The 24,211-nt window shown below is 55.8% G+C and carries 22 protein-coding genes; 16 read left to right on the plus strand and 6 right to left on the minus strand.

Features of this window, described 5'->3' with window-relative positions:
* Nucleotides 1-14 precede the first annotated feature (14 nt).
* Nucleotides 15-1,301, minus strand: a complete 1,287-nt coding sequence (locus QEP11_RS01560) for a pyridoxal phosphate-dependent aminotransferase (RefSeq protein WP_284334806.1) — start codon at nucleotides 1,299-1,301, stop codon at nucleotides 15-17.
* Nucleotides 1,302-1,477: 176 nt separating this feature from the next.
* Between QEP11_RS01560 and QEP11_RS01565 the strand changes: the two genes are divergently transcribed.
* From QEP11_RS01565 to QEP11_RS01580, 4 genes are all read left to right on the plus strand, one after another.
* Nucleotides 1,478-1,846 carry an Mth938-like domain-containing protein gene (locus QEP11_RS01565; RefSeq protein ID WP_284334807.1) on the plus strand — a complete coding sequence of 123 codons (369 nt, stop codon included), beginning with the start codon at nucleotides 1,478-1,480 and terminating at the stop codon, nucleotides 1,844-1,846.
* A 137-nt stretch (nucleotides 1,847-1,983) separates the two neighbouring features.
* Nucleotides 1,984-2,472 carry a peroxiredoxin gene (locus QEP11_RS01570; RefSeq protein ID WP_284334808.1) on the plus strand — a complete coding sequence of 163 codons (489 nt, stop codon included), beginning with the start codon at nucleotides 1,984-1,986 and terminating at the stop codon, nucleotides 2,470-2,472.
* Between the two features lie 173 nt (nucleotides 2,473-2,645).
* Nucleotides 2,646-4,457 carry a PhoH family protein gene (locus QEP11_RS01575; RefSeq protein WP_284334809.1) on the plus strand — a complete coding sequence of 604 codons (1,812 nt, stop codon included), beginning with the start codon at nucleotides 2,646-2,648 and terminating at the stop codon, nucleotides 4,455-4,457.
* Nucleotides 4,458-4,865: a hypothetical protein gene (locus QEP11_RS01580; protein WP_284334810.1), complete on the plus strand. Its 408-nt coding sequence runs from the start codon at nucleotides 4,458-4,460 to the stop codon at nucleotides 4,863-4,865.
* Nucleotides 4,866-5,042: 177 nt separating this feature from the next.
* Here QEP11_RS01580 and dnaB read toward each other — a convergent pair whose 3' ends face one another.
* The 5 genes from dnaB to rpsF form a co-directional block, all read right to left on the minus strand.
* Complete coding sequence (gene dnaB, locus QEP11_RS01585; RefSeq protein WP_284334811.1) at nucleotides 5,043-6,467, minus strand: replicative DNA helicase; 1,425 nt, start codon at nucleotides 6,465-6,467, stop codon at nucleotides 5,043-5,045.
* 250 nt (nucleotides 6,468-6,717) lie between these two features.
* Nucleotides 6,718-7,173, minus strand: coding sequence for a 50S ribosomal protein L9 (rplI, locus tag QEP11_RS01590; protein ID WP_284334812.1), 456 nt, complete (start codon nucleotides 7,171-7,173; stop codon nucleotides 6,718-6,720).
* Between the two features lie 12 nt (nucleotides 7,174-7,185).
* Complete coding sequence (gene rpsR, locus QEP11_RS01595) at nucleotides 7,186-7,467, minus strand: 30S ribosomal protein S18 (protein WP_042411225.1); 282 nt, start codon at nucleotides 7,465-7,467, stop codon at nucleotides 7,186-7,188.
* Between the two features lie 18 nt (nucleotides 7,468-7,485).
* Nucleotides 7,486-7,776 carry a primosomal replication protein N gene (priB, locus tag QEP11_RS01600; RefSeq protein WP_284334814.1) on the minus strand — a complete coding sequence of 97 codons (291 nt, stop codon included), beginning with the start codon at nucleotides 7,774-7,776 and terminating at the stop codon, nucleotides 7,486-7,488.
* A 16-nt stretch (nucleotides 7,777-7,792) separates the two neighbouring features.
* Nucleotides 7,793-8,155 carry a 30S ribosomal protein S6 gene (gene rpsF, locus QEP11_RS01605; protein WP_284334815.1) on the minus strand — a complete coding sequence of 121 codons (363 nt, stop codon included), beginning with the start codon at nucleotides 8,153-8,155 and terminating at the stop codon, nucleotides 7,793-7,795.
* A 194-nt stretch (nucleotides 8,156-8,349) separates the two neighbouring features.
* Here rpsF and grpE point away from each other — a divergent pair, with 194 nt between their 5' ends.
* From grpE to asd, 12 genes are all read left to right on the plus strand, one after another.
* Entirely contained in the window at nucleotides 8,350-8,904 is a 555-nt protein-coding gene (grpE, locus tag QEP11_RS01610; RefSeq protein ID WP_284334816.1) for a nucleotide exchange factor GrpE, read from the plus strand.
* Between the two features lie 109 nt (nucleotides 8,905-9,013).
* A complete protein-coding gene (dnaK, locus tag QEP11_RS01615; RefSeq protein ID WP_284334818.1) occupies nucleotides 9,014-10,954 on the plus strand; it encodes a molecular chaperone DnaK in 1,941 nt (646 codons plus the stop codon).
* Between the two features lie 97 nt (nucleotides 10,955-11,051).
* On the plus strand, nucleotides 11,052-12,191 hold the full coding sequence (gene dnaJ / locus QEP11_RS01620; RefSeq protein ID WP_284334819.1) for a molecular chaperone DnaJ: 1,140 nt from the start codon (nucleotides 11,052-11,054) through the stop codon (nucleotides 12,189-12,191).
* 319 nt (nucleotides 12,192-12,510) lie between these two features.
* The gene (locus tag QEP11_RS01625) at nucleotides 12,511-14,925 is read left to right on the plus strand and encodes a membrane-bound PQQ-dependent dehydrogenase, glucose/quinate/shikimate family (protein WP_284334821.1); all 2,415 of its coding nucleotides are present in this window, start codon (nucleotides 12,511-12,513) and stop codon (nucleotides 14,923-14,925) included.
* Between the two features lie 234 nt (nucleotides 14,926-15,159).
* Entirely contained in the window at nucleotides 15,160-17,229 is a 2,070-nt protein-coding gene (locus QEP11_RS01630) for a TonB-dependent receptor family protein (protein ID WP_413788668.1), read from the plus strand.
* Between the two features lie 307 nt (nucleotides 17,230-17,536).
* Entirely contained in the window at nucleotides 17,537-18,478 is a 942-nt protein-coding gene (locus QEP11_RS01635; protein WP_284334823.1) for a LysR family transcriptional regulator, read from the plus strand.
* A 42-nt stretch (nucleotides 18,479-18,520) separates the two neighbouring features.
* The gene (gene leuC, locus QEP11_RS01640; RefSeq protein ID WP_284334824.1) at nucleotides 18,521-19,942 is read left to right on the plus strand and encodes a 3-isopropylmalate dehydratase large subunit; all 1,422 of its coding nucleotides are present in this window, start codon (nucleotides 18,521-18,523) and stop codon (nucleotides 19,940-19,942) included.
* Nucleotides 19,943-19,962: 20 nt separating this feature from the next.
* On the plus strand, nucleotides 19,963-20,313 hold the full coding sequence (locus QEP11_RS01645; RefSeq protein WP_284334825.1) for a hypothetical protein: 351 nt from the start codon (nucleotides 19,963-19,965) through the stop codon (nucleotides 20,311-20,313).
* Nucleotides 20,314-20,412: 99 nt separating this feature from the next.
* Entirely contained in the window at nucleotides 20,413-20,538 is a 126-nt protein-coding gene (locus QEP11_RS01650; RefSeq protein WP_284334826.1) for an entericidin A/B family lipoprotein, read from the plus strand.
* A gap of 27 nt (nucleotides 20,539-20,565) precedes the next feature.
* Nucleotides 20,566-21,222: a 3-isopropylmalate dehydratase small subunit gene (gene leuD / locus QEP11_RS01655; protein ID WP_284334827.1), complete on the plus strand. Its 657-nt coding sequence runs from the start codon at nucleotides 20,566-20,568 to the stop codon at nucleotides 21,220-21,222.
* Nucleotides 21,223-21,338: 116 nt separating this feature from the next.
* Nucleotides 21,339-22,415: a 3-isopropylmalate dehydrogenase gene (gene leuB, locus QEP11_RS01660; protein ID WP_284334829.1), complete on the plus strand. Its 1,077-nt coding sequence runs from the start codon at nucleotides 21,339-21,341 to the stop codon at nucleotides 22,413-22,415.
* A gap of 392 nt (nucleotides 22,416-22,807) precedes the next feature.
* Complete coding sequence (asd, locus tag QEP11_RS01665) at nucleotides 22,808-23,920, plus strand: aspartate-semialdehyde dehydrogenase (RefSeq protein ID WP_284334830.1); 1,113 nt, start codon at nucleotides 22,808-22,810, stop codon at nucleotides 23,918-23,920.
* The last annotated feature ends 291 nt before the right edge of the window (nucleotides 23,921-24,211 follow it).

Here is a 24,211-nt window from a genome sequence, read left to right on the forward strand (position 1 = left end):
AGCTATCAAAAAAATCATGCTGCCACTTGCAGCTTGGCCTTGCCTTTACCTGCAGCCTTGGCGCTCACCACCTTGTCAGTGCCATGACGCAAGCGATACTTCGCCAGAAAAGCTGCCAAGCGGTTGATGGCTTCACGCAGGTCTGCCTCGTGCGGCAGGAACACAATGCGGAAGTGATCTGGATGTGGCCAGTTAAAGCCCGTGCCTTGCACCAGCATCACCTTGGTCTCTTGCAGCACTTCCAGGAAAAATTCCTGGTCGTTCTGGATCGGATAAACCTCGGGATCCAGTCGGGGGAACATGTACAAAGCACCCTGCGGTTTAACGCAGCTCACACCAGGAATCGCATTGATCATTTCCCAGGCCAGATCACGCTGCACGCGCAGACGTCCGCCTTCACACACCAAATCCTTGATGGACTGGTAGCCACCCAGTGCTGTCTGTACGGCCCACTGACCGGGCACGTTGGCACACAAACGCATGTTCGAGAGCATGTTCAGGCCCTCGATGTAATCTTTTGCGCATTTCTTGTCACCCGAGATCACCATCCAGCCGGCACGATAGCCACAGGAGCGGTAAGCCTTGGACAAGGAATTGAAAGTCAACGTCAGCACGTCCTGGGACAGGCTGGCCATCGGCACATGCTTGACATCGTCATACAACACCTTGTCGTACACCTCGTCTGCAAAAATCACCAGGCCGTGTTCACGCGCGATCTCGATAATGCCCAGCAACAGCTCATTGGAGTACAGCGCGCCGGTGGGATTGTTCGGGTTGATGACCACAATGCCTTTGGTGCGGGGCGAGACCTTGGCACGGATATCGTCCAGATTGGGCATCCAGCCGTTGTCTTCGTCACAGATGTAGTGCACCGGCGTGCCACCCGACAGACTGGTCGCCGCTGTCCACAGCGGATAATCCGGCGCAGGCACCAGCAACTCGTCGCCGTTGTCCAGCAAGGCATTGGTTGCCAGATTGATCAGCTCCGAGGCGCCGTTGCCCAGATAAATGTCATCCAGCGTCACACCCTTGATGCCCTGGTGCTGGGTTTCGTGCATGACCGCCTTGCGCGCAGCAAAAATTCCCTTGCTGTCGGAATAGCCTGCCGAGTTGGGCAGATTGCGAATCATGTCCTGCTGCACTTCTTCCGGTGCATCAAAGCCAAATACGGCCAAGTTGCCGATATTGAGCTTGATGATCTTGTGACCATCTTCTTCCATCTGTTTCGCCGCGTCCATGATCGGCCCGCGGATGTCATAACAGACGTTGGCTAATTTGGCGGATTTTTGGACGGTCTTCATGGCAGTGGTTCCAGATTGCTCGAAGTGGCCCCGAAGCGCGACCGCGCCCCGGTGAAACCTATAATTTGAACACAGTTCGGGGCAATTGCCTCCCCTTAAACCGAGGTGCCCATGCACCTTGCGCGCAGAGGGCGCCAGCCAGCACATTGCAGCGCTTCATCCAACAAGGAATCCACATGCAACTCCACGCCGATCAAACCGATGTGCAAATGGTCACTGGCTATGGCTTCGGCTGGATTGCCGTGAACAAGCAAAAGCATTCGGGCAATATCCTGCTGGGCGCCAGTGGTTTCTTGCGCCCTTGGAACTGCAGCAACTTTGAGTCCCTCACCTCCGAGCATTTCAACGAACTGGCCGAACTCAACGCTGAATTGATCATCTTCGGCTCAGGATCGAAGATACGCTTCGTACATCCGTCATGGCTGCAAGCCCTGATGCAAAAGCGTATTGGCATCGAGACCATGGACACCCATGCGGCTTGTCGTACTTACAACGTTTTGGCTGCAGAAGGCCGAAATGTGATAGCCGCACTGTTGTTGGAGTAATATCCGCTGGGGGCTCGTCAAAATTAGCGTTTCAGGGTAAAATCGCAGGTTGCGGTCGGGGGCGTACTTATCCATAAAAGCAATACTTACCCTACACCCCTCGGCATTCCAACGACTACTCCCGAGAGAAAAAGCGCATGGCGATCGTTGTCAATAAACCCCTTCCGGAATTTGAAGCTAACGCGACAGGTGGCGTGAAGGTCACCAACACCTCGCACACAGGCCAGATTCTGATTCTGTACTTCTACCCGAAGGACAACACGCCTGGTTGCACCACCGAAGCCATGCAGTTCCGCGACAAGTTCAAGGACTTCGAAAAGGCTGGTGCAGTGGTGTTTGGCGTTTCGCGTGACAACATGAAATCGCACGATGACTTCAAGGAAAAGCTGGAGTTGCCTTTCGAGCTGATTGCGGACACTGAAGAGAAAATGTGCCACATGTTTGGCGTGGTCAAAAACAAGATCATGTACGGCAAGAAGGTCAAGGGCATTGAGCGCTCGACTTTCCTGGTCGATGCCAACGGAATTTTGGCGCAAGAATGGCGCGGCTTGAAGGTACCTGGCCACGTGGACGAAGTCCTCAAAGCCGTCAAAGCCCTGAAGACAGCCGCCAAAAAGGCAGCCTAAACACCACATTCATGACACTGCCATATTGGCAGGCGTCAAGACATGCATAATGGGCCTCATGCCTTTGCGCGTAACGACTCAGCATTGCAAGCCACTTCCCTCCAAAGCCGCTCGGGCCTATGCCCAGCGGCTTTGTGTTTTTTACAGCCCTGAAAACGAGGACTGAATCACTTATGCCCCTGCCTCCAGCCCCAGCCAAACGCGCTGCACGCGTTGCCAAGGAAGCCTTTAGCGTCACAGCTCGCACCACCAAGCGCAGCACCGCAATCAAGCCAGCAGTGATTGAGTTGGATGATGATTTGCTACCCTCCGTTACGGAGACTTCCGCTGATTTGCACCCGAGCCCACGCAGCACCAGGAAAGTCAAGGCAGACAGCACCGCCAGTGCAGCCACAACTGCTGCAGCACAAAGCCTGGCTCAGCAACGAACAGCCGTACAGCAGGCCGCTGCCGCTGCCAGCCCGACGAACAGGCCAGTTGCCAAATCCCCAACCAGCCCGCAAGCCAAATTGCCAGCAACCTCAGCAAATATTGCACCCCAAATCAGCAAACCCAAACCCAAGACCACCCCGGTGAGCAAAAAGCGCACTGGTCAAACTTGCCTGTTCGTGCTTGACACCAATGTGTTGCTGCACGATCCCACCAGTATCTTCCGCTTTGAAGAACACGACATCTTCCTGCCTATGGTGGTTCTGGAAGAGTTGGATGGTCACAAAAAAGGCATGACCGAAGTGGCGCGCAACGGTCGCCAGGTTAGCCGCACACTGGACGCCCTTGTGGATGCTCAACAAGATGCAGACCTGGCTATCGGCCTGCGCCTGGGTGCCAGCGGTCACAAAGGAGCCACAGGCCACCTGTTCTTCCAGACCGCACCTCTGGACTACAAGCTCCCCTCCAGCCTCCCACAAGGCAAGGCAGACAACCAAATCTTGGGCGTGGTACAGGCATTGCGCACTGCCAAGCAAGGCCAGCAAGAAGTGGTTCTGGTGTCCAAAGACATCAATATGCGCGTCAAAGCCCGTGCTCTGGGCCTGCCTGCCGAGGATTACCGCAACGACAAGACCCTGGATGATGGCGATCTGCTCTACACAGGCAGCTTGGCACTTCCTGCAGATTTCTGGAAGAAAGCCAAAAACGTCGAGAGCTGGCAGGATCGCGGCAAGACCTACTACAGCTTCACCAGCCCGCTGTCCGGACAGATGCTCATCAACCAGTATGTGTACTTTGATGCGCCAGGCGAATCCAGTTTGCACGCACGTGTTGCAGAGATCCGCGACAAAACTGTGGTGCTTGAGACGCTGCGTGATTACAGCAGCACCAAACACAATGTCTGGGGCGTGAATGCACGCAATCGCGAGCAGAACTTTGCACTCAATTTGCTGATGGATCCGAACGTAGACTTTGTCTCACTGACCGGAACAGCAGGCACCGGCAAGACTTTGATGGCCCTGGCTGCCGGTTTGAGCCAAGTTCTGGACGACCGCCGTTACACCGAGATCATCATGACCCGCGCAACCGTCAGCGTAGGCGAAGACATTGGCTTCTTACCAGGCACCGAGGAAGAGAAAATGGGCCCCTGGATGGGCGCACTGGATGACAATCTGGAATTTTTAGCCAAGGGAGATGGAGGAAACCCTGGTGAATGGGGCCGCGCAGCGACCAATGAGCTGATTCGCAGCCGCATCAAGATCAAGAGCATGAACTTCATGCGTGGACGCACCTTCCTGAACAAGTACGTCATCATTGATGAAGCACAAAACCTGACGCCCAAGCAGATGAAGACCTTGATCACCCGCGCCGGCCCCGGCACCAAGATCATCTGCATGGGCAACCTGGCGCAAATTGACACCCCGTACCTGACCGAAGGCTCCTCGGGTCTGACATTTGCCGTGGATCGCTTCAAGGGCTGGCCCCACAGCGGTCACATTCAACTGGCGCGTGGCGAACGTTCGCGTCTGGCTGACTTTGCCAGTGAGGTGCTGTAAATGGCGATCAGTTGGGTTGCAGCACTCAAGATGGTGCCCTGGGCAGATGTCATTCAAGCAGCTCCCAGCGTGCTCAAAGCCGCAAAAGGCCTGATGAAAAAAAGCCCTGAACAAGAGCTTGAAGAAGCTGCACAGGCTGCTGCGCACTCCGATCAATCTCAACCTGCACTGGCCAGCAATCCCGGCGAGCTTGCGCTGCAACAAGTAGCGATACTTGAAGCACGCATTCAGCACCTGGAATCCGCCCAGCGTGCATCCAATCAGGTGCTGGAGAAAATGGCGGAGCAACAAGCCCAGATCGTCAAAACCGTGGGATTGCTACGCACTGGCGCCACACGCTTGGCATGGGCATGTGGGATTCTCGGAGTAGCAGTCATAGGCTTGCTGATTGCGGTAATCCGCATGTAAAAAAGGCGCTGGTTGCGGGTTGGGGGTTGCGCTCTGCCCTCATAGGCTTGGCGGGTACATCACCCACCCAAAGTCTATGAATGCAGCCGTTTGCAGCAACTCTCTAAATTGACCAACAAAAAAGGCCTTGTCTTTGCGACAAGGCCTTTTTATTTCAGCAACACCAGGGCAACCATTTCAGTAGTCGTCTCCAGCCCCCATGGCAAGGTTTTCAAAACGTGTCTGGTTCTTCTGGAAGTACAGCTTCACCGTTCCTGTGGGGCCGTTACGCTGTTTGCCAATAATGACCTCTGCCACATTGGGCTCCTTGGAGTCTTTGTTGTAGTAATCGTCACGGTAAATAAACATGATGATGTCCGCGTCCTGCTCAATAGCACCGGATTCACGCAAGTCAGACATCATGGGACGTTTGTCTGTGCGTTGTTCCACCGAACGATTCAACTGCGACAGGGCAATCACCGGACATTGCAACTCTTTGGCCAACATCTTCAAGCCACGGGAGATTTCACCCAGCTCGGTGGCGCGGTTATCTCCACCGCCGCCGCTGGAGCCACTCATCAGCTGCAAGTAGTCGACCACGATCAGGCCAAGCTTGCCGCAGGTGCGCGACAACCGTCGGGCATTGGCCCGCAGCTCGGAAGGAGTCAGACCTGGTGTTTCATCAATGTGCAGAGAAATCTGGCTGAGCTTTTCCACTGCCTCGGTCAGGCGCGCCCATTCATCATGCTCCAGCTTGCCGGTACGCAAATTCCCCTGATTGACACGACCGATAGAGCCGACGATACGCACCGCCAATTGAGCGGCGCCCATTTCCATGGAGAAGATGGCAACCGGCAAGCCTTCGTTCAGTGCGACGTGCTCGGCAATATTCACCGCAAACGAGGTCTTACCCATAGATGGTCGCGCCGCCAGCACCACCAGGTCACCCGCTTGCAAGCCGGATGTCATGCGGTCCAGATCTGCAAATCCGGTAGGCACACCGGTCACATCCATGGGGTTATCGGCCATTTCCTGCACGCGGTCCAGCAGGTCTCCAACCAGAGAATCCATACTCTGGAAACCCTGCTTCATGCGGGATCCCTCTTCACCAATGGCGAAGATTTTCTGCTCAGCCTCATCCAGAATGCGCTCCACCGGCTTACCCTGGGGATTCAGCGCATTGGTGGCAATTTCATCGCTCACCGTGAGCAACTTGCGCAAGATACCCTTCTCTCGCACGATTTCCGCATAGCGGCGAATGTTCGTCGCACTGGGCACATACTGGGCCAGCTGATTCAGATAGAGGATGCCCCCCACCTCTTCGGCCTTGCCCATGCCCTGCAGGTGCTCAAACACGGTAATTACGTCCGCAGGCTTGCTGTCATTGATCAGCTTGCCGATGGCCGCATAAATCAGTTGATGCTCGTGGCGATAGAAATCCTTGTCTGTGAGCAAGTCCCCAACGCGATCCCACGCATTGTTGTCCATCAACAACCCACCCAGCACACTGGACTCCGACTCCATGGAGTACTGCGGCAGGCGCAGCTTTGCCACCTGCTGATCTTCATCAGTCATTGGCACACCAAACACATCATCTTCCAACGGAGGCATTACGGAGGACATCTATCAACCTAAAAAATACAAGCTCATGATCGTAGCGCTGCGCAGCCATTGCGTCACCAGCAATCACAGCAACAACGTGAAACCACGGCATGGCAAGCACATCTTGCAAGCGAAGAATGCTTTTGAAATAAGAACTTGCAACGCATATTCAACCTACGTCACAAGTATGCTTTTTGGCATAAAACACAAAAGCCGCCCAAAGGCGGCTTTTGTGGTGTCGGAAAGACTTCCGAGAAAGTACGGGAAAAGCTTAAGCAGCTTCGCCAGCCACTTCCACGTTCACTTCCACAACCACATCGGTGTGCAGTGCCACTTCCACGGTGGAAGCAGAAACAGTCTTGATAGGACCATTAGGCATACGCACTTGAGCCTTGTGCACGGAAGTAAAGCCTTGAGCCTTCAGAGCGTCGGCAATGTCGTAGTTGGTTACGGAACCAAACAGACGACCGTCCACACCAGCCTTTTGCGACAGCTTCACGGTGAAGCCGTTCAGCTTTTCGCCTTCAGCTTGAGCAGCAGCCAGCTTCTCGGCAGCAGCCTTTTCCAGTTCAGCGCGCTTGGCTTCGAACTCGGCCTTGGCAGCAGCAGTAGCGCGGCGTGCTTGACCCGAAGGGATCAGGAAGTTACGTGCGTAGCCGTCTTTCACCTTGACGATATCGCCCAGGTTACCCAGGTTCACAACCTTTTCGAGCAGGATGATTTGCATGGTTGTGACTCCTTAGATCTTGTGCTGGTCAGTGTAGGGCAGCAGAGCCAGGAAGCGAGCGCGCTTGATGGCAGTGTTCAGCTGACGCTGGTAAATAGCGCGTGTGCCGGTCAGGCGTGCGGGGATGATCTTGCCGTTTTCGGCGATGAAGTCACGCAGTGTGTCTACATCCTTGTAATCGATCTCTTCAACACCAGCAACTGTGAAGCGGCAGAAACGCTTGCGCTTGAACAGCAGCGACTGGGTGTTGCGCTTTGGGCGCTTGTCTTTGTTGAATTTCTTGAACGTGGCCATTACTGGACCTCTTGAAAATTAATTTTGTTGAACATCCTGGATGTGCAGCACCACGGTTTTGCTGTTTCGCGGTGTGGCCAAGAAACCCTGAAACTTCCAGATGCTTCCCGGTGCTTGTCGAGCAAGTCGCTCAGCCAACGCACCAAATGCCACCGCTTTCACAACTGTCGAGACTTTTCGCGAGCCACCTGCCTCCACTTGGGTGGATTCGTGCATCAGGCGCAAATCCAAGGCAGGCAATCCAGCAGGCGTGTAACGCAGAGCTTGAAGCTCGTCGATACAGGCGGTCAGGACAACGTAGTTTTCCACTCCAAGCGAAACCTAATTAGGCTTCAGCAGCTTGGTTGGCCTTACGAGCTTCTTCGCGCTCGACAGTCTTCATCATGGAAGAAGCCGATGTATCGGCCTTCTTCTTCTGAACTGTCAGGTGACGCAGCACAGCATCGTTGAACTTGAACGCGTGTTCCAGTTCAGCCATCACAGCCTGGTCAGCTTCGATGTTCAGGCAGATGTAGTGAGCCTTGGCGAGCTTGTTGATCATGTAAGCCAGCTGACGACGGCCCCAGTCTTCTTCACGGTGCACAGCACCACCGCCAGCGGTGATCATGCCCTTGTAGCGCTCCAGCATGGCTGGAACTTGCTCGCTTTGATCCGGATGGATCAACAAAATGATTTCGTAATGACGCATGAAAACTCCCTTTTGGGTTAAGCCCCCCGCTGCGCCTGTAGCGGTGGGGCAAGGCAAAACGCAAGATTATAGACACTCCCTCTAGCCTTGTACACTCGGCGCTTCGAAATACCCTTTGGCGACACAGCTCTTGAAAGACTGAAAGCCGCCCCCATGTGAACTGGCAAGGTTCACTCTTTAGAGACGCTATCCACATGTCAGAACAAACAAACACGTCCCACGTAGCCCCTGTAGACGCATCCCCCGAGGAAGTCGAAGCTGCGATGGCCGCTAATGTGGCCGACGAAATCTCTCGACTGCAAGCCGAGGTGAACGAGTTGAAGGCGAAAAACGCCGAAATGGCAGACCAGTACCTGCGTGCCAAGGCTGATGCTGAAAACATGCGCCGCCGCGCAGACGAAGAAGTCAGCAAAGCCCGAAAATTCGGCATCGAGAGCTTTGCAGAAAGCCTGCTGCCTGTGTGTGACAGCCTGGACGCAGCACTGGCCATCCAGAATGCAACCTCGGAGCAATTGCGCGAAGGCACGGACGCCACCTTGCGCCAACTGCAACATGCTCTGGAGCGTAACAAGGTGGTGATCGTGGCGCCTGAGGCGGGCAGCAAGTTTGATCCGCACCAGCACCAAGCCATTTCGGTGGTGCCAGCCGAACAAGAAGCCAACACCATTGTGACCGTGCTGCAAAAGGGCTATCTGATTGCAGATCGCGTACTGCGCCCCGCCCTGGTCACCGTGGCGGCCCCAAAGTAAGTGCATAAGCACACAGCGCAAATTAATTCAACGATATGGCTTGAAAACCTAGTGTTCACCCCTAGTTACAAGCCAATCAAACCAACATTTCAGTATTCGGAGCATTCAAATGGGCAAAATCATCGGTATTGACCTGGGCACAACCAACAGCTGCGTTGCCATTATGGAAGGCAACACAACTCGCGTGATCGAAAACAGCGAAGGTGCACGCACCACGCCTTCGATCATTGCCTACCAGGAAGACGGCGAAATCTTGGTTGGTGCATCGGCCAAGCGCCAGGCAGTCACCAACCCCAAGAACACCATCTACGCAGCCAAGCGTCTGATCGGCCGCAAGTTTGATGAGAAGGAAGTGCAAAAGGACATCGACCTGATGCCTTTTACCATCACCAAGGCTGACAACGGTGACGCCTGGGTTGAAGTGCGTGGTCAAAAGCTGGCGCCTCCCCAAATCTCTGCCGAGGTACTGCGCAAGATGAAGAAGACCGCCGAGGACTTCCTGGGCGAGGCTGTGACTGAAGCCGTGATCACCGTGCCTGCATACTTCAACGACGCACAGCGCCAAGCCACCAAGGACGCGGGCCGCATCGCTGGGCTGGAAGTCAAGCGCATCATCAACGAGCCTACTGCTGCTGCTCTGGCTTTTGGCCTGGACAAGGTGGGCAAGGGCGACCGCAAGATTGCCGTGTATGACCTGGGTGGCGGCACCTTTGACGTGTCCATCATCGAAATTGCTGATGTGGATGGCGAAAAGCAGTTTGAAGTGCTGTCAACCAACGGCGACACGTTCCTGGGCGGCGAAGACTTCGACCAGCGCATCATTGACTACATCATTGCCGAGTTCAAGAAAGAACAAGGCGTGGATCTGTCCAAGGACGTGCTGGCTCTGCAACGCCTGAAGGAAGCGGCGGAAAAGGCCAAGATCGAGCTGTCCAACTCAGCACAGACCGACGTCAACCTGCCTTACATCACCGCTGATGCAACTGGCCCCAAGCACCTGAACATCAAGCTGACCCGCGCCAAGCTGGAAAGCCTGGTGGAAGACCTGATCGAGCGCACCATCGCTCCATGCCGCACTGCCATCAAGGACGCAGGCATCTCTGTATCTGACATTCAGGACGTGATCCTGGTGGGTGGTATGAGCCGCATGCCCAAGGTGCAAGAGAAGGTCAAGGAATTCTTCGGCAAGGATCCTCGCAAGGACGTGAACCCTGACGAAGCCGTGGCCGTCGGTGCTGCCGTGCAAGGCCAGGTTCTGGCAGGCGACCGCTCTGACGTGCTGCTGCTGGACGTGACACCTCTGTCTCTGGGTATCGAAACCCTGGGCGGCGTCATGACCAAGATGATCACCAAGAACACCACGATTCCCACGAAGTTCGCACAGACCTTCTCCACTGCAGACGACAACCAGCCTGCCGTGACTATCAAGGTGTTCCAGGGCGAACGTGAAATGGCTTCGGGCAACAAGGCACTGGGTGAATTCAATCTGGAAGGCATTCCAGCCGCTCCACGTGGCGTGCCTCAGATCGAAGTGACCTTTGACATTGACGCCAACGGCATCTTGAACGTTTCTGCCAAGGACAAGGGTACTGGCAAGGAAAACAAGATCACCATCAAGGCCAACTCCGGTTTGTCGGAAGAGGAAATCCAGCAAATGGTCAAGGATGCGGAACTGAACGCAGCCGACGACAAGAAGAAGCTGGAGCTGGTGCAGGCCAAGAACCAGGGCGAAGCCGCTGTTCACAGCATCAAGAAGAGCCTGGGTGAGCACGGTGACAAGCTGGAAGCAGCCGAAAAGGAGGCTATTGAAGCTGCCGTGAAGGAGTTGGAAGAAGCTTTGAAGACCGAAGACAAGGACGCCATCGAAGCCAAGACCACTGCCTTGATGACTGCCAGCCAAAAGCTGGGCGAGAAGGTGTATGCCGAATCTCAAGCAGCTGCTGCAGGCGGTGCTGGTGCCGAGGCTGCAGCAGACGCAGCGCAGGCCAAGCCCGCTGGTGCGAGCGACGACGACATCGTGGATGCCGAAGTCAAGGAAGTGAAGAAGTAATTTGGACGCAGCGGCATTCCTGACCGCTTGCCGCCGCGCTGCCGCCTCTCAAGGCGACTTGCGCGGCGTTCCTGTTTTTTACCGGCAGTAAATACCAATGTCCAAACGCGACTTTTACGAAGTCCTCGGCGTGACAAAGAACGCCTCGGACGAAGAATTGAAAAAAGCCTACCGCAAGTTGGCAATGAAATACCACCCTGACCGAAATCAGGGTGAGAAATCCAAGGAAGCCGAAGAGCGTTTCAAGGAGGTCAAAGAGGCCTACGAGATGCTCTCGGACAGCCAAAAACGCGCGGCCTATGACCAATATGGCCACGCTGGTGTGGACCCGAACAATGGCATGGGCGGCGGCGCAGGCTTTGGCGGTGGCGGTTTTGCAGAAGCCTTTGGCGATATCTTTGGCGACATGTTCGGCGGTGGCCGTGCTGGTGGTGCACGAGGAGGCCGTCAGGTCTACCGTGGCAACGACCTGAGCTACTCCATGGAAATCACGCTGGAGGAAGCCGCCAAGGGCAAGGATGCGCAGATTCGCATTCCCAGCTGGGAGGCATGCGACACCTGTCACGGCAGCGGCGCCAAGCCTGGCACCAGCCCCAAGACTTGTACTACCTGCGGTGGTCAGGGATCGGTTCAGATGCGCCAGGGCTTTTTCAGCGTGCAGCAAACCTGCCCGCATTGCCGCGGCACTGGCAAGATCATTCCTGAGCCCTGCACAGCCTGCAGCGGACAAGGCAAGATCAAGCGCCAAAAGACGCTGGAGGTGAAGATTCCAGCAGGCATTGATGACGGCATGCGCATTCGCTCCACCGGCAACGGTGAGCCAGGCATGAATGGAGGCCCTCCGGGTGACCTGTACATCGAAATTCGCATCAAGGAACACGACATCTTCGAGCGTGAAGGCGATGACCTGCACTGCCAGGTGCCGGTGAGCTTCATCACTGCAGCTTTGGGGGGCGAGATCGAGGTGCCGACACTGCAGGGCAAAGCTGCGATCGATATTCCCGAAGGTACACAGGCCGGAAAACAGTTCCGCCTGCGCGGCAAGGGTATCAAGGGTGTGCGCTCCAGCTATCCCGGCGACCTGTACTGTCACATCGTGGTGGAAACACCGGTGAAACTCACCGAATACCAACGCAAGTTGCTGCGTGAACTGGAAGAGTCACTGAAAAAAGGCGGTGCCAAGCATTCCCCCAATGGTGAAAGCTGGACAGACAAGCTCAAGCGCTTTTTCAGCTAATTTTCTTAAAAGCAATATTTGCATACCGACCCTGCTTAGGCAGGGTTTTTTTATGCGAGACAAAGCTCTTCACGACAGTTAAGACCAATGTACGAGCAAGGTTTTGCAAATATTACTGATGCTTCATTCTTTACTGAAAAACAATAAAAACAAACAACATCAGACACTTGAAGCACAGGGTTTACCCTTGATCGCTGAGAGAAATACAAATTTTCATCGCGCAAGAAAATCCTGCCGCTCTTATAGAAGACATGCTCAGCAGATATGCGCTGTACTTCCTAGAATCCCGCCACTTATTACCTCAAGTGGATTTTTTTCTATGTCAAACCTTAGCCCGAATGCAAGCGGCCCTGTGTGGCCGCGCATTTTTGGCGCAGTACTCACCCTGATTGGCCTGGTACTGTTGATTGGCGGCATCCGCCTCATGTCCCTCGGCGGATCCTGGTACTACGTGTTCGCCGGTGCTGCCACTCTCATTTCCGGTGTCTTGCTGGTCCGTGCCAAAGCAGAAGGCGGCCTGCTGTATTTGGTCGTCGTGATTGGCACGGCCATTTGGTCACTGGCGGAAGTGGGCACCACATTCTGGGGCTTGGTACCCCGCTTGGCTCCCGTACTGGTTCTGGGCGTGATCGCGGCTCTGGCCATGCGCGCTTTGCGCCCTAATGCAAAGAACATCGCACTTCCTGCGGTGGCCATACAGGCTGTGGTGTTAGCCGCGGGTGCGGCTTCCCTGACAACACCGCACAATGTCATTGAAAACACGGCCAGAAAGGGCGTGGATATCGTCAATGACCTCGGCGCCGTGACCGATGCCAAAAGCGAACACAACAGCTGGAAATACTACGGCGGCGATGCCGGCAACCAGCGCTTTGCAGCGTTTGACCAGATCAATACCAACAACGTCAATGAACTGGAAGTAGCCTGGACCTATCGTACCGGCGCACAGACTGGCGGCGGCAACGAAGACCAGAACACGCCCATCCAGGTGGGCGATTCCTTGTACCTGTGCACCCCCCAGAACAAGGTGATTGCATTGAACGCCGAAACCGGCGAAGAAAAGTGGGTGTTTGACCCCAAGACCAACGAAAACAAGTGGTGGAGCCGCTGCCGTGGCGTGGCCTACTATGAAGTGCCTGCGTTCCAGACCGCTAAGAAGACCAACACTGCAGCCAAGCCTGCACAGTGCGAAGCACGCATCATCACCACCGACAAGGATGGCCGCCTGTGGGCGCTGGATGCACAAACTGGCGCGGTGTGCCAAAACTTTGGCGACACTGGCAAGGGCTATACCGACCTAAGCGTGGGCATGGGCGAGTACCAGCAGTTCTACTACATGCCCACTTCACAACCCCTGGTGGCTGGTGACCGCGTGATCATCGGTGGATGGGTCTGGGATGGTCGCCAAACCGACCAGCCATCCGGTGTCGTGCGAGCCTATAGCCTGGTTGACGGTTCGCTCGACTGGGCATGGGATTTGGGCAATGCCGAAATCACCAAGCTGCCCCCTGAAGGCCAGACCTACACCCGTGGTACCCCCAATTTCTGGTCCAACGGTTCCTATGACCCTGAACTGGACTTGATCTATCTGCCCTTGGGCAACGCCACGCCGGACTTCTGGGGCGCACACCGTACGCCCAAGATGAACGAGTACGCCACCACCATCGTGGCCATCCAGGGCAAGTCCGGCAAAGAAGCCTGGAAGTTCCAGACCCTGTACATGGACACCTGGGACTACGACAACGGCACGCCTCCCACACTGATGGATTTGCCTGACGGCAACGGCGGTGTGAACAAGGCGTTGGTGGCAGCCACCAAGACCCACCAGTTGTTCCTGCTGGACCGTACCAACGGCAAGCCGTTGGCTGAAGTCAAGGACCTCCCCGCACCCAAGGAATTCCAGGAAGGCGATGCCACGTCTGACGTTCAGCCTTGGTCGGTCGGCATGCCCCAGGTGGCACCGATGGACATGCAGGAAAAAGACATGTGGGGCGCCACCATGTTTGACCAGCTGTACTGCCGCATTCAGTATAAGAAGCTGCGTTACGACGGCCCCTACACCAAGCTGACCACCGAACCCACTTTGATCTACCCCGGTTACTACGGCGGCTTCAACTGGGGTGGTCATGCGTTTGACCCACGTACCAATATGTACATCGTCAACGACATGCGCATGCCGCAGATTGGCTTCTTGGCACCCCAGGACACCGCAGCTGACCAGCTGGCGAAGCTGAAGGCCGGAGATGGCGGCCACAAGTCTGGCTGGGCGACGCACTTGCAAGTGGGCACACCTTACCAGTCCATCCGTGGTGCCTTCAACTCCTTCCTGGGCTTGCCTTGCCATCAGCCTTCGTGGGGCAACCTGACCGCGATTGATATGAACACCAGGCAAATCGCCTGGCAAGTTCCGCTGGGAACCGTTGCTGGCTCAAAGATGGGCGGCGTCACAGTGGATGTACCCATGCCCATAGGCATGCCTTCACTGGCTGGCCCGATTGCCACGGCCGGTGGTCTGACCTTCTTTGCCGGCTCCATGGACCGCTATTTCCGAGCCTTCGACAACAAGACAGGCCAGGAAGTGTGGAAACACCGCATGCCTGTGGGCGCCCAAGCTGCTCCCATGTCTTACCTGTCACCCGAATCGGGGCGCCAGTTTGTAGTGATCTCTGCAGGTGGCGCACGCATGACTACGGAAAAGGGGGACTATGTGATCGCCTACGCTTTGCCGAAGAAGTAAAGCAAACGCACAAAGGGTGGCCAAAGGCCACCCTTTTTCACAAGCCCTGTGCACTGTCCCAAAACCACCCCCACCACATGCGTGCCCGATGGCTTGGGGACAGATTGCTGAGCTAGCCACACACTCTGCCAACCAACATTGAATTTTTCTGCTGTTTTCATGGAAGTTCACACCATGCCTGCTTTCACCCCGTCCGTTCTAAGCCACGCTGTCACTGCACTGCTTGGTGGCCTGATGCTGACGGCCCACGCACAAACCACACCACCCACCTTGGACGCAATCGAGGTACGCTCAGCCGCAGGCAACTACAGCCTGCAGACGCTGCCCACCTCCGCAACTGTGCTGGACGGTGAGCAGGTGCGTGATCAACAAATGCAGGTCAACCTCTCCGAAGGTTTGGCGGGCGTGCCAGGCTTGCAAGTCAAAAACCGCCAGAACTATGCACAAGACCTGCAATTGTCCATACGCGGCTATGGCGCTCGCTCCACCTTTGGTGTGCGTGGTGTACGCCTGTATGTGGACGGTATTCCCGCCACCATGCCTGATGGCCAGGGTTCACTCTCGCATATCGACATTGCCAGCATGGAGCGCGTTGAAGTGCTGCGCGGCCCCTACTCGGCGTTGTATGGCAACTCGGCAGGCGGCGTGCTCAGCGTGTTTACCGAAGCACCGGAAGGCCGCCCATTTGTAGAAAGTGGCGTGAACTTTGGCAGCGATGGTCAAAAACGCTTTGCAGCCAAGGCAGGCGGACAAACTGCTCAGGGCCTGAGCTATGTGGTCAGTGCCAGCCGTTTCCTGGCCGATGGCTACCGCGACCATAGTGCTGCCGATCGTAATACGGCCAACGCCAAGCTCAGCACCGCCATTGGTGATGACGCGCGCCTGACTGTCACCGCCAACACGATGAAGTCGGATGCGCAGGATCCCCAGGGCCTGACATGGGAACAGTACCGCGCCAGACCTCGTCAATCCTCCGGCGTGGCAGAAACATTCAACACCCGCAAGTCGCTGGAGCAGACACAAATTGGTGCCACTTACGAACGTCGCCTGAACGCCAATCACAGCATGGCATTGACAGCTTATGCTGGTCATCGCTCCATGGAGCAGTACCAATCGATTCCATTGAAGAATCCTGCTACAGGCTACGCTATTCAAGAAAATGCCAAGCATGCAGGCGGTGTGATCGACATGTCGCGTGACTATGCAGGCCTGGATGCTCGCTGGACCGGCAAGTTTGAAGATGCCCCCATCCCCGTGACAGTGACTGCAGGCCTGGCTCTGGACTATGTGCGGGAAGACCGCCAAGGCTATAAGAACTATGTCGGTGACGTGAATGCACCTACCGCCACCGGAGTCAAAGGTGAGTTGAAGCGCGATGAAAAAAACACCATCCGCAATGTAGACCCCTATATCCAGGCCACGTGGAAGCTGAGCCCTACCTGGACGCTGGATACCGGCATGCGCTATAGCCGTGTCAAATTCGAATCCGATGACAGCTATATCCGAGCAGGCAACCCTGATGACTCCGGCAATGTCACCCACAGCAAGGCCCTGCCCGTGGTTGCGCTGTCGCACCAGCTCACACCCAACGATACGGTGTACGCCAGTGCAGGTCGAGGCTTCGAGACCCCTACATTTGCCGAGCTTTCATACCGCCCGGACTTCACCGGCGGCTTGAATCTTGCGCTGCAACCCAGCGTCAGCACCCAGTACGAGTTGGGCTATCGCCAACGCCTCACAGGCGACATCAAAGGCATGTGGAGCACTGCGGTGTTCTATTCGAGCACCAAGGACGAAATCGTCAGCGATGCCTCACTGGGTGGCCGCACCGCCTACCGTAATGCAGGCAAGACACACCGCTTCGGAGCAGAGCTGCAAGCCGACATCCAGCTCTCGCGCCAATGGGACGTGCAAGCTGCCTACACATACTTGAACGCCAAATTCCGCGAGGGTGATACTGCAGACAATATGCTGCCCGGCCTGTCCAAACACAACGCATTTGTGGGCGTGAACTTTCGCCCCGCAGCGCAATGGCGCATGGGCCTTTCGGCGCAGCACGCCAGCAAAGTCTTTGTCAATGATGACAACACTGCCGCAGCCCCCGGCTTCACGATTGCATCAGCGAGTGTGGGCTACACCAAAGACCTGGGAGCCTGGACGCTCAACGCCTTTGCTCGTGTTGACAACCTGTTCGATCGCCAGTATATAGGTTCGGCCATCGTCAATGATGGCAACGGACGTTTTTATGAATCCGCGCCAGGACGCAATTGGAGCACCGGCGTGAATCTGCGCTACAACTTCTAAACGAAGCCACTCTGCCTGCGTACGCAGGCAGCTTGCAAGCCACAGCGCCAGCTCCTCAAACAGGACTGGCGTTTTTTGATGGCCCAGACACTCCGCATGCCTATCACTGCTGCTGTCTGGAGTAGACAGGTTTGGACTTCCTTGTTGATAAACCCATATAACCCAAGCAAGCCATCGCAGATCACGAAGGCTTTAATGGTGCTTTCATGCCTCCAGACTTCGCATTGCGCGATGACAAAGGCATAAATATGGTGAGAAAATACTTTTAACTTCTCAAAACGAGAAGACTGAAAAAGAGTTCCCCGCCATGAAAAATTCCGAACGCAGTTTTGCACGCCGAATCGACCTAACCTCGCTGCAGCTGTTTGTCGCTGTGTGTGAGCTTGGCAGTATTGGTCGCGCTGCCGAGCGTGAATACATTGCCGCTTCCGCAGTCAGCAAACGCCTGTCAGATCTGGAAGCCGCCGTAGACACGGCACTCCTGTATCGCCACAGCCGCGGCGTGACTTTGACACCCGCCGGCGAAAGCCTGTTACATCACGCTCGCAATGTGCTGTACGGACTGGAACGCATGCAAGGCGAGCTCTCGGAATATGCTGATGGTGTACGCGGACATGTCCGCGTGCATGCCACCATCTCGGCGATTGTGCAGTTCCTGCCAGAGGACTTGGGCGCCTTCAGCAAGGAGCATCCACAGATCAAGATTGACTTGCAGGAACATCTTTCTGCCGACGTGCTGCAAGCCGTGCAGGAAGGCACGGCTGATATCGGCATCTGCAACATGGGCCAAGCCAATACCAACGGCCTGCAAACCCGCCCTTACCGCACAGATAACCTGGTGCTCGTCGTACCTCAAGATCATGAGCTTGCTCAGCGCGACGCCATTTCTTTTGAGGAAGTGCTGGAGTGGGACATCGTAGGCCTGCACGGTGGCAGCTCCATCAGCCTGGCCATGCGCGGTGCGGCCGCACGCTCTGGCCATCCCTTGCATCAGCGTATTCAGGTCACAAGCCTGGATGCAATGTGCCGCATGATTGACAACGGACTGGGTGTTGGCCTGATCCCCGATCGTGCGTTTGAGCTCATGCACGGCGTGGGCAATTTGAAGAGTGTGCCTTTGACTGACAGCTGGGCGCAACGCACCTTGAGTCTGGTGGCTCGTGACTTTGATGCGCTGCCTGTGACATCGCGTTTGCTGGTGGAACACCTCGGCAAAGGCTGGGTGCCTACATCCAAGGCTGTTGCCTAAAATTTCAAGAGACAACTTCCCAACCCACGAAGAGAACAAATTATGGGACGCACCCTTTACGACAAGATTTTTGATGAGCACGTCATCCACACCGAGGAAGACGGCACATCCATTCTGTACATTGACCGTCACCTCGTGCACGAAGTGACCAGTCCGCAGGCTTTTGAAGGCCTGCGCATGGCGGGTCGCAAGCTGTGGCGCATCAGCTCCGTGGTAGCCACGGCCGATCACAACACGCCTACCAATGGCTGGGAGCGTGGTTATGACGGTATTGAAGACCCTATCAGCAAGGAACAGATCACCACACTCAACAGCAATATTGCCGAGTTTGGCGCAGCAGCCTTCTTCCCCTTCATGGATAAAGGCCAGGGCATTGTTCACGTGATGGGCCCTGAGCAAGGCGCTACTCTGCCCGGCATGACTGTGGTGTGCGGTGACAGCCACACCTCCACCCACGGAGCATTCGGTGCGCTGGCGCATGGCATTGGCACATCCGAGGTCGAGCATGTGATGGCTACCCAGACTCTCTTGGCCAAAAAGGCCAAGAACATGCTGGTCAAAGTGAACGGCAAGGTCGCACCTGGTGTGACTGCCAAAGATATCGTGCTGGCCATCATCGGCAAGATTGGTACGGCAGGCGGTACCGGCTACACCATCGAGTTTGCAGGCGAAGCCATTCGTGATCTCAGCATTGAGGGCCGCATGACTGTGTGCAACATGGCCATTGAAGGCGGTGCACGCGCCGGCTTGGTGGCTGTGGATGACAAAACCATCAACTATGTCAAAGGTCGGCCTTTGGCCCCAACCGGCGCCGAATGGGATGCCGCTGTGGCGTACTGGAAGACACTGCACTCCGATGACGATGCGCAATTCGACCGTGTGGTCGAACTCAATGCTGCTGAAATCGTGCCACAAGTCACCTGGGGTACTTCTCCTGAAATGGTGCTGGGCATTGACGCCATCGTGCCCGATCCAGACAAGGAACAGGACCCGAACAAGCGCGGCGCGATTGAGCGTGCGCTGACCTATATGGCGCTGGAGCCCGGCAAGCCTTTGAACGACATTTTTGTCGACAAGGTATTCATTGGCTCCTGCACCAACAGCCGTATCGAAGACATGCGCGAAGCTGCAGCTGTGGTGAAGAAACTGGGGCAGAAAGTGGCCAAGAACATCAAGCTGGCCATGGTGGTGCCTGGCTCTGGTCTGGTGAAAGAACAGGCTGAGCGCGAAGGCCTGGACCAGATTTTCAAGGCCGCAGGTTTTGAGTGGCGCGAACCCGGTTGCTCCATGTGCCTGGCCATGAATGCAGACCGCCTGGAGCCCGGTGAGCGCTGCGCATCGACCTCCAACCGCAATTTCGAAGGCCGACAAGGCGCTGGTGGCCGCACCCACCTAGTCAGCCCTGCCATGGCTGCTGCTGCTGCCATTCACGGTCACTTTGTGGACATCCGACGCTTTAGCTGAGAAAGCATCAAGGCCGAGAGATGAAACGCCCCAAATTAGAGCAAGCAGATATCGAGCTCAACGTGCCACAAATGCCTAAGCTCTTTTGCATTCTGATGTCGTTTTTCTCTCCTTTTATTGGGACCATCGCTTTTTTAGCTGCGGGAAACATTTATCCGATTCTCATCTACCTTTTCATCTTCTCTGTGCCTTTGGCTGTGTTGTGCATCATCAGCCTTGTCTTTGAACTCGGAACCATCTGCCAAGCCAGAACAACATGCATTGCCGTTATGGCACTCGGTTTTTTTATGACCTTGGCCTTGTTTCCCTCACTCGTCCAGCTGTCAAGTTGGCTCACTCCCAATCATCTCGTCAGAGCCTGGATGGGCTAGACCCTTAATGAACCGATATGCGCAGCTGCCCCACTCACGTCGACAACATCCGCAAGTTCACATAATCTTGTTTTCTACTCTGACTTCGCGAGCCACACCATGAAGCCTTCCTTCACGATTCTTTTGATCGGCTTGGCCTTTACTTTGGGCGCTTGCAACACTGTCCAGGGCATTGGTCAGGACGTGCAGCAAGCCGGTAGCGCCATTGAGCGCGCAGCCCGCTAATCTGGCAACCGAACACCTTCGAACGTCATGCAAAAATTCACCGTACACAAGGGCCTTGTCGCCCCCATGGATCGCGAGAACGTCGACACCGACGCCATCATTCCCAAGCAGTTTCTGAAGTCGATCAAGAAGACCGGCTTTGGCGTGAACGCATTCGATGAATGGCGCTATCTGGACCAGCCTGGTGAGCCCGGTGTGCCAGAAGAGCAGCGCAAGCCCAATCCGGACTTTGTGCTGAACCAGCCTCGCTACAAAGGTGCCAGCATCTTGCTGACACGCAAAAATTTTGGCTGCGGCTCCAGCCGTGAACATGCGCCCTGGGCGCTTGACCAATATGGTTTCCGCGCCATTCTGGCACCCAGCTTTGCCGACATTTTCTTCAATAACAGCTTCAAGAATGGCTTGCTGCCCATCGTATTGCCAGAAGCCACGATTGACCTGCTGTTCAACGAAGTCAAAGCCTTCCCAGGCTACGAACTGACGATTGATCTGGAGCGCCAGGTCATCGTGCGCCCTCAAGGCGAAGAAATTGCCTTTGATGTCATTCCTTTCCGCAAGTACTGCTTGCTTAACGGCTTTGACGACATTGGCCTGACCATGCGTCACGCTGACAAGATCAAGGCCTTTGAAGCTGAACGCCTGGCTCAAAAGCCCTGGCTGTCGCGCAGCTTGGTACAGGCTTGAAACAACTACAACATCTATAAATAAATACGCTGCCCGTGCGGTGCGCTGAGCTTGCGGATCCCCTCTGTCCCTGCTCAACACACAGCACCGGCAGTTTTCTAACGTCGAGGAACAACATGAAAATTGCAGTTTTGCCAGGAGATGGCATCGGCCCGGAAATCGTTGCAGAAGCCGTGAAGGTGCTCAACGCGCTGGACTTGGATCTGCAGATGGAAACTGCGCCCGTGGGCGGCGCTGGCTATGAAGCAGCGGGCCATCCCCTGCCACCTGCGACCCTGAAGCTGGCGCAGGAAGCCGATGCCATCTTGTTTGGCGCAGTGGGTGACTGGAAGTACGACACACTGGATCGCCCCCTGCGCCCCGAGCAAGCCATTCTGGGCCTGCGCAAGGCTTTGGGTCTGTTTGCGAACTTCCGTCCGGCAATCTGCTACAAAGAGTTGACCCACGCTTCCAGCCTCAAGCCTGAACTGGTCGCTGGCCTGGACATTCTCATCATCCGAGAGCTGACAGGGGACATCTATTTTGGTCAGCCACGCGGTCGCCGCAGCGCCCCCGATGGGCACTTTCCTGGCAGCGAAGAAGCGTTCGATACCATGCGCTACTCTCGCCCCGAAATCGAGCGCATCGCGCACGTTGCCTTCCAGGCTGCACAAAAGCGCAACAAGCGCGTGACCAGCGTTGACAAGTCGAATGTGCTGGAAACCTTCCAACTGTGGAAAGACGTAGTCTCCGAAGTTGCCCAGCAGTACCCCGACGTCACGTTGGATCACATGTATGTCGACAATGCCGCCATGCAACTGGTCAAGGAACCCAAGCGCTTTGACGTGGTCGTCACTGGCAATATGTTTGGAGACATCCTTTCCGACGAAGCCTCCATGCTGACTGGCTCCATTGGCATGCTGCCCTCGGCATCGCTGAACGATAAAAAGCAAGGCCTGTACGAGCCCAGCCACGGTTCTGCTCCGGACATTGCTGGCAAAGGCATCGCCAACCCCCTGGCAACCATCTTGTCGGCTGCCATGATGCTGCGCTTCTCGTTGAACCAGGAAGCTGCTGCGCAGAAGATCGAAGCTGCCGTGCAAAAAGTGTTGGCCGATGGACTGCGCACCGCTGATATCTACAGCGAAGGTACGACCAAAGTCTCCACCCGCGAAATGGGCGATGCGGTCGTTGCAGCATTGGCTGCCCTGTAAGCATCCCAAGCCGCGTGTTTCTCATCCATGCACGCGGCCTTTTTCGCGCAGCTAATCCCTGCAAAGCAAATTTCAGGTGTTGTGACAGGCTTTTGCCGCCACAATGCCACTACAACGAACGGCGGCGCGCAGTGTGCAGAGATTAGTTTCTCTAAAGCCGCATTAGTTAAGCTACAATTTCAAAATCATGTTTGCCATGTCCATCACCGCCGTCTCAATGACAACTGCCTTGCTGGCAGGCGTGACTGCGTGCGCGGCAACCATTACGACGATTAAAGGCTGACACAGCCCGGTTCGTCGCGCGCCCTTTTACCGGCCAGACGAGCCGGCTGCAGAAAGCCAGATTGAGCTAATACATCTGTCTTCGCAACTTCTTTTAAGGGCGTTTCAAAATGAGCAAGCAATTGGTAGGTTTGGTGGGCTGGCGTGGCATGGTCGGTTCCGTTTTGATGGACCGCATGCAGGCCGAAGGTGACTTCGCGCTGATCGAGCCCGTGTTCTTCTCCACCTCCAACGCTGGCGGCAAGGCTCCTGCCATGGCTACGGTGCATACCGAGCTGAAGGACGCTAATGACATCTCCGAACTGTCCAAGTGCGACATCATCATCACCTGTCAGGGCGGCGACTACACCAAGGAAGTCTTCCCCAAAATCCGCGCTGCAGGGTGGAATGGTCACTGGATTGACGCAGCATCTTCGCTGCGTATGGAAGACGATGCTGTCATCGTGCTGGACCCGGTCAACGACGACCTGATTCAGAAGAAGCTGGCTGCCGGAGGCAAGAACTGGATTGGCGGCAACTGCACCAACTCCATTTTGCTCATGGGCCTGGGAGGCCTGTTCAAGGCTGGCCTGGTGGAATGGGTGTCCTCCATGACCTACCAAGCAGCTTCGGGTGGCGGTGCGAACCACATGCGCGAACTGCTCAAAGGCATGGGTGTGGTGCACGCCGCTGTGGCCGATGAACTGGCCACACCAGCATCCGCCATTTTGGATATCGACCGTAAGGTGGCACAAACCATCCGCACCGACGTGCCTACCGAGTTCTTCGGGGCCCCTTTGGCTGGTGGTCTGATTCCCTGGATCGACGTACAACTGCCCAACGGCCAATCCAAGGAAGAATGGAAAGGTCAGGCCGAAGTCAACAAGATCCTCGGCACAGAAGCGACAATTCCGGTCGATGGCCTGTGCGTACGCATCGGCGCCATGCGCTGCCACTCTTTGGCGCTGACATTGAAGCTGAAGAAGGATTTGCCTTTGGAAGAGATCGAAGCACTGATCAAGGGTGGTAATCCTTGGGTCAAGTTCGTGGCTAACGACCGCGCTGAAACCGTCAAGGAGCTGACACCAGCCGCCACGACTGGTGGCCTTGAAGTCGCTGTGGGTCGCGTGCGCAAGCTGAACATGGGCGGTGAATATCTGTCTGCTTTCGTCATTGGTGACCAACTGCTGTGGGGCGCTGCGGAGCCCCTGCGCCGCATGTTGCGCATCTTGCTGGCCAAGTGAACAAGGCTTTGCCTGAACATGAAAAAAGGAAGCTCTGGCTTCCTTTTTTCATGTTCAGGGCGCTGCTGCCTTGTCGTCATCACACAACAATAACCATTCATAACACGAACCGTCCCCGGACTTAAAGCAATACAAGGCTTCAATTCTTTGCTGTGAAGCAGGATGACCGCATCCTTGTCAATCGCAAGCGGTACAGCTTGTCATAATCACAGCCTGACAAGGCTTTCTCGTGGGAGGCCATGTTTTTTCGCACTTTGGCTTTGCTTGTCACCCCCTGGCAATACTGCTAAT

It is taken from the genome of Comamonas halotolerans, assembly GCF_030162935.1.
Taxonomy (GTDB): Bacteria; Pseudomonadota; Gammaproteobacteria; order Burkholderiales; family Burkholderiaceae_C; genus Comamonas; species Comamonas halotolerans.

What these genes read in the sequence shown, in the direction of transcription:
- QEP11_RS01560 (WP_284334806.1), bottom strand. Translation starts at nt 1,301, where the DNA reads ATGAAGACCGTCCAAAAATCCGCCAAATTAGCCAACGTCTGTTATGAC.
- QEP11_RS01565 (WP_284334807.1), top strand. Translation starts at nt 1,478, where the DNA reads ATGCAACTCCACGCCGATCAAACCGATGTGCAAATGGTCACTGGCTAT.
- QEP11_RS01570 (WP_284334808.1), top strand. Translation starts at nt 1,984, where the DNA reads ATGGCGATCGTTGTCAATAAACCCCTTCCGGAATTTGAAGCTAACGCG.
- QEP11_RS01575 (WP_284334809.1), top strand. Translation starts at nt 2,646, where the DNA reads ATGCCCCTGCCTCCAGCCCCAGCCAAACGCGCTGCACGCGTTGCCAAG.
- QEP11_RS01580 (WP_284334810.1), top strand. Translation starts at nt 4,458, where the DNA reads ATGGCGATCAGTTGGGTTGCAGCACTCAAGATGGTGCCCTGGGCAGAT.
- dnaB (WP_284334811.1), bottom strand. Translation starts at nt 6,467, where the DNA reads ATGTCCTCCGTAATGCCTCCGTTGGAAGATGATGTGTTTGGTGTGCCA.
- rplI (WP_284334812.1), bottom strand. Translation starts at nt 7,173, where the DNA reads ATGCAAATCATCCTGCTCGAAAAGGTTGTGAACCTGGGTAACCTGGGC.
- rpsR (WP_042411225.1), bottom strand. Translation starts at nt 7,467, where the DNA reads ATGGCCACGTTCAAGAAATTCAACAAAGACAAGCGCCCAAAGCGCAAC.
- rpsF (WP_284334815.1), bottom strand. Translation starts at nt 8,155, where the DNA reads ATGCGTCATTACGAAATCATTTTGTTGATCCATCCGGATCAAAGCGAG.
- grpE (WP_284334816.1), top strand. Translation starts at nt 8,350, where the DNA reads ATGTCAGAACAAACAAACACGTCCCACGTAGCCCCTGTAGACGCATCC.
- dnaK (WP_284334818.1), top strand. Translation starts at nt 9,014, where the DNA reads ATGGGCAAAATCATCGGTATTGACCTGGGCACAACCAACAGCTGCGTT.
- dnaJ (WP_284334819.1), top strand. Translation starts at nt 11,052, where the DNA reads ATGTCCAAACGCGACTTTTACGAAGTCCTCGGCGTGACAAAGAACGCC.
- QEP11_RS01625 (WP_284334821.1), top strand. Translation starts at nt 12,511, where the DNA reads ATGTCAAACCTTAGCCCGAATGCAAGCGGCCCTGTGTGGCCGCGCATT.
- QEP11_RS01630 (WP_413788668.1), top strand. Translation starts at nt 15,160, where the DNA reads ATGCTGACGGCCCACGCACAAACCACACCACCCACCTTGGACGCAATC.
- QEP11_RS01635 (WP_284334823.1), top strand. Translation starts at nt 17,537, where the DNA reads ATGAAAAATTCCGAACGCAGTTTTGCACGCCGAATCGACCTAACCTCG.
- leuC (WP_284334824.1), top strand. Translation starts at nt 18,521, where the DNA reads ATGGGACGCACCCTTTACGACAAGATTTTTGATGAGCACGTCATCCAC.
- QEP11_RS01645 (WP_284334825.1), top strand. Translation starts at nt 19,963, where the DNA reads ATGAAACGCCCCAAATTAGAGCAAGCAGATATCGAGCTCAACGTGCCA.
- QEP11_RS01650 (WP_284334826.1), top strand. Translation starts at nt 20,413, where the DNA reads ATGAAGCCTTCCTTCACGATTCTTTTGATCGGCTTGGCCTTTACTTTG.
- leuD (WP_284334827.1), top strand. Translation starts at nt 20,566, where the DNA reads ATGCAAAAATTCACCGTACACAAGGGCCTTGTCGCCCCCATGGATCGC.
- leuB (WP_284334829.1), top strand. Translation starts at nt 21,339, where the DNA reads ATGAAAATTGCAGTTTTGCCAGGAGATGGCATCGGCCCGGAAATCGTT.
- asd (WP_284334830.1), top strand. Translation starts at nt 22,808, where the DNA reads ATGAGCAAGCAATTGGTAGGTTTGGTGGGCTGGCGTGGCATGGTCGGT.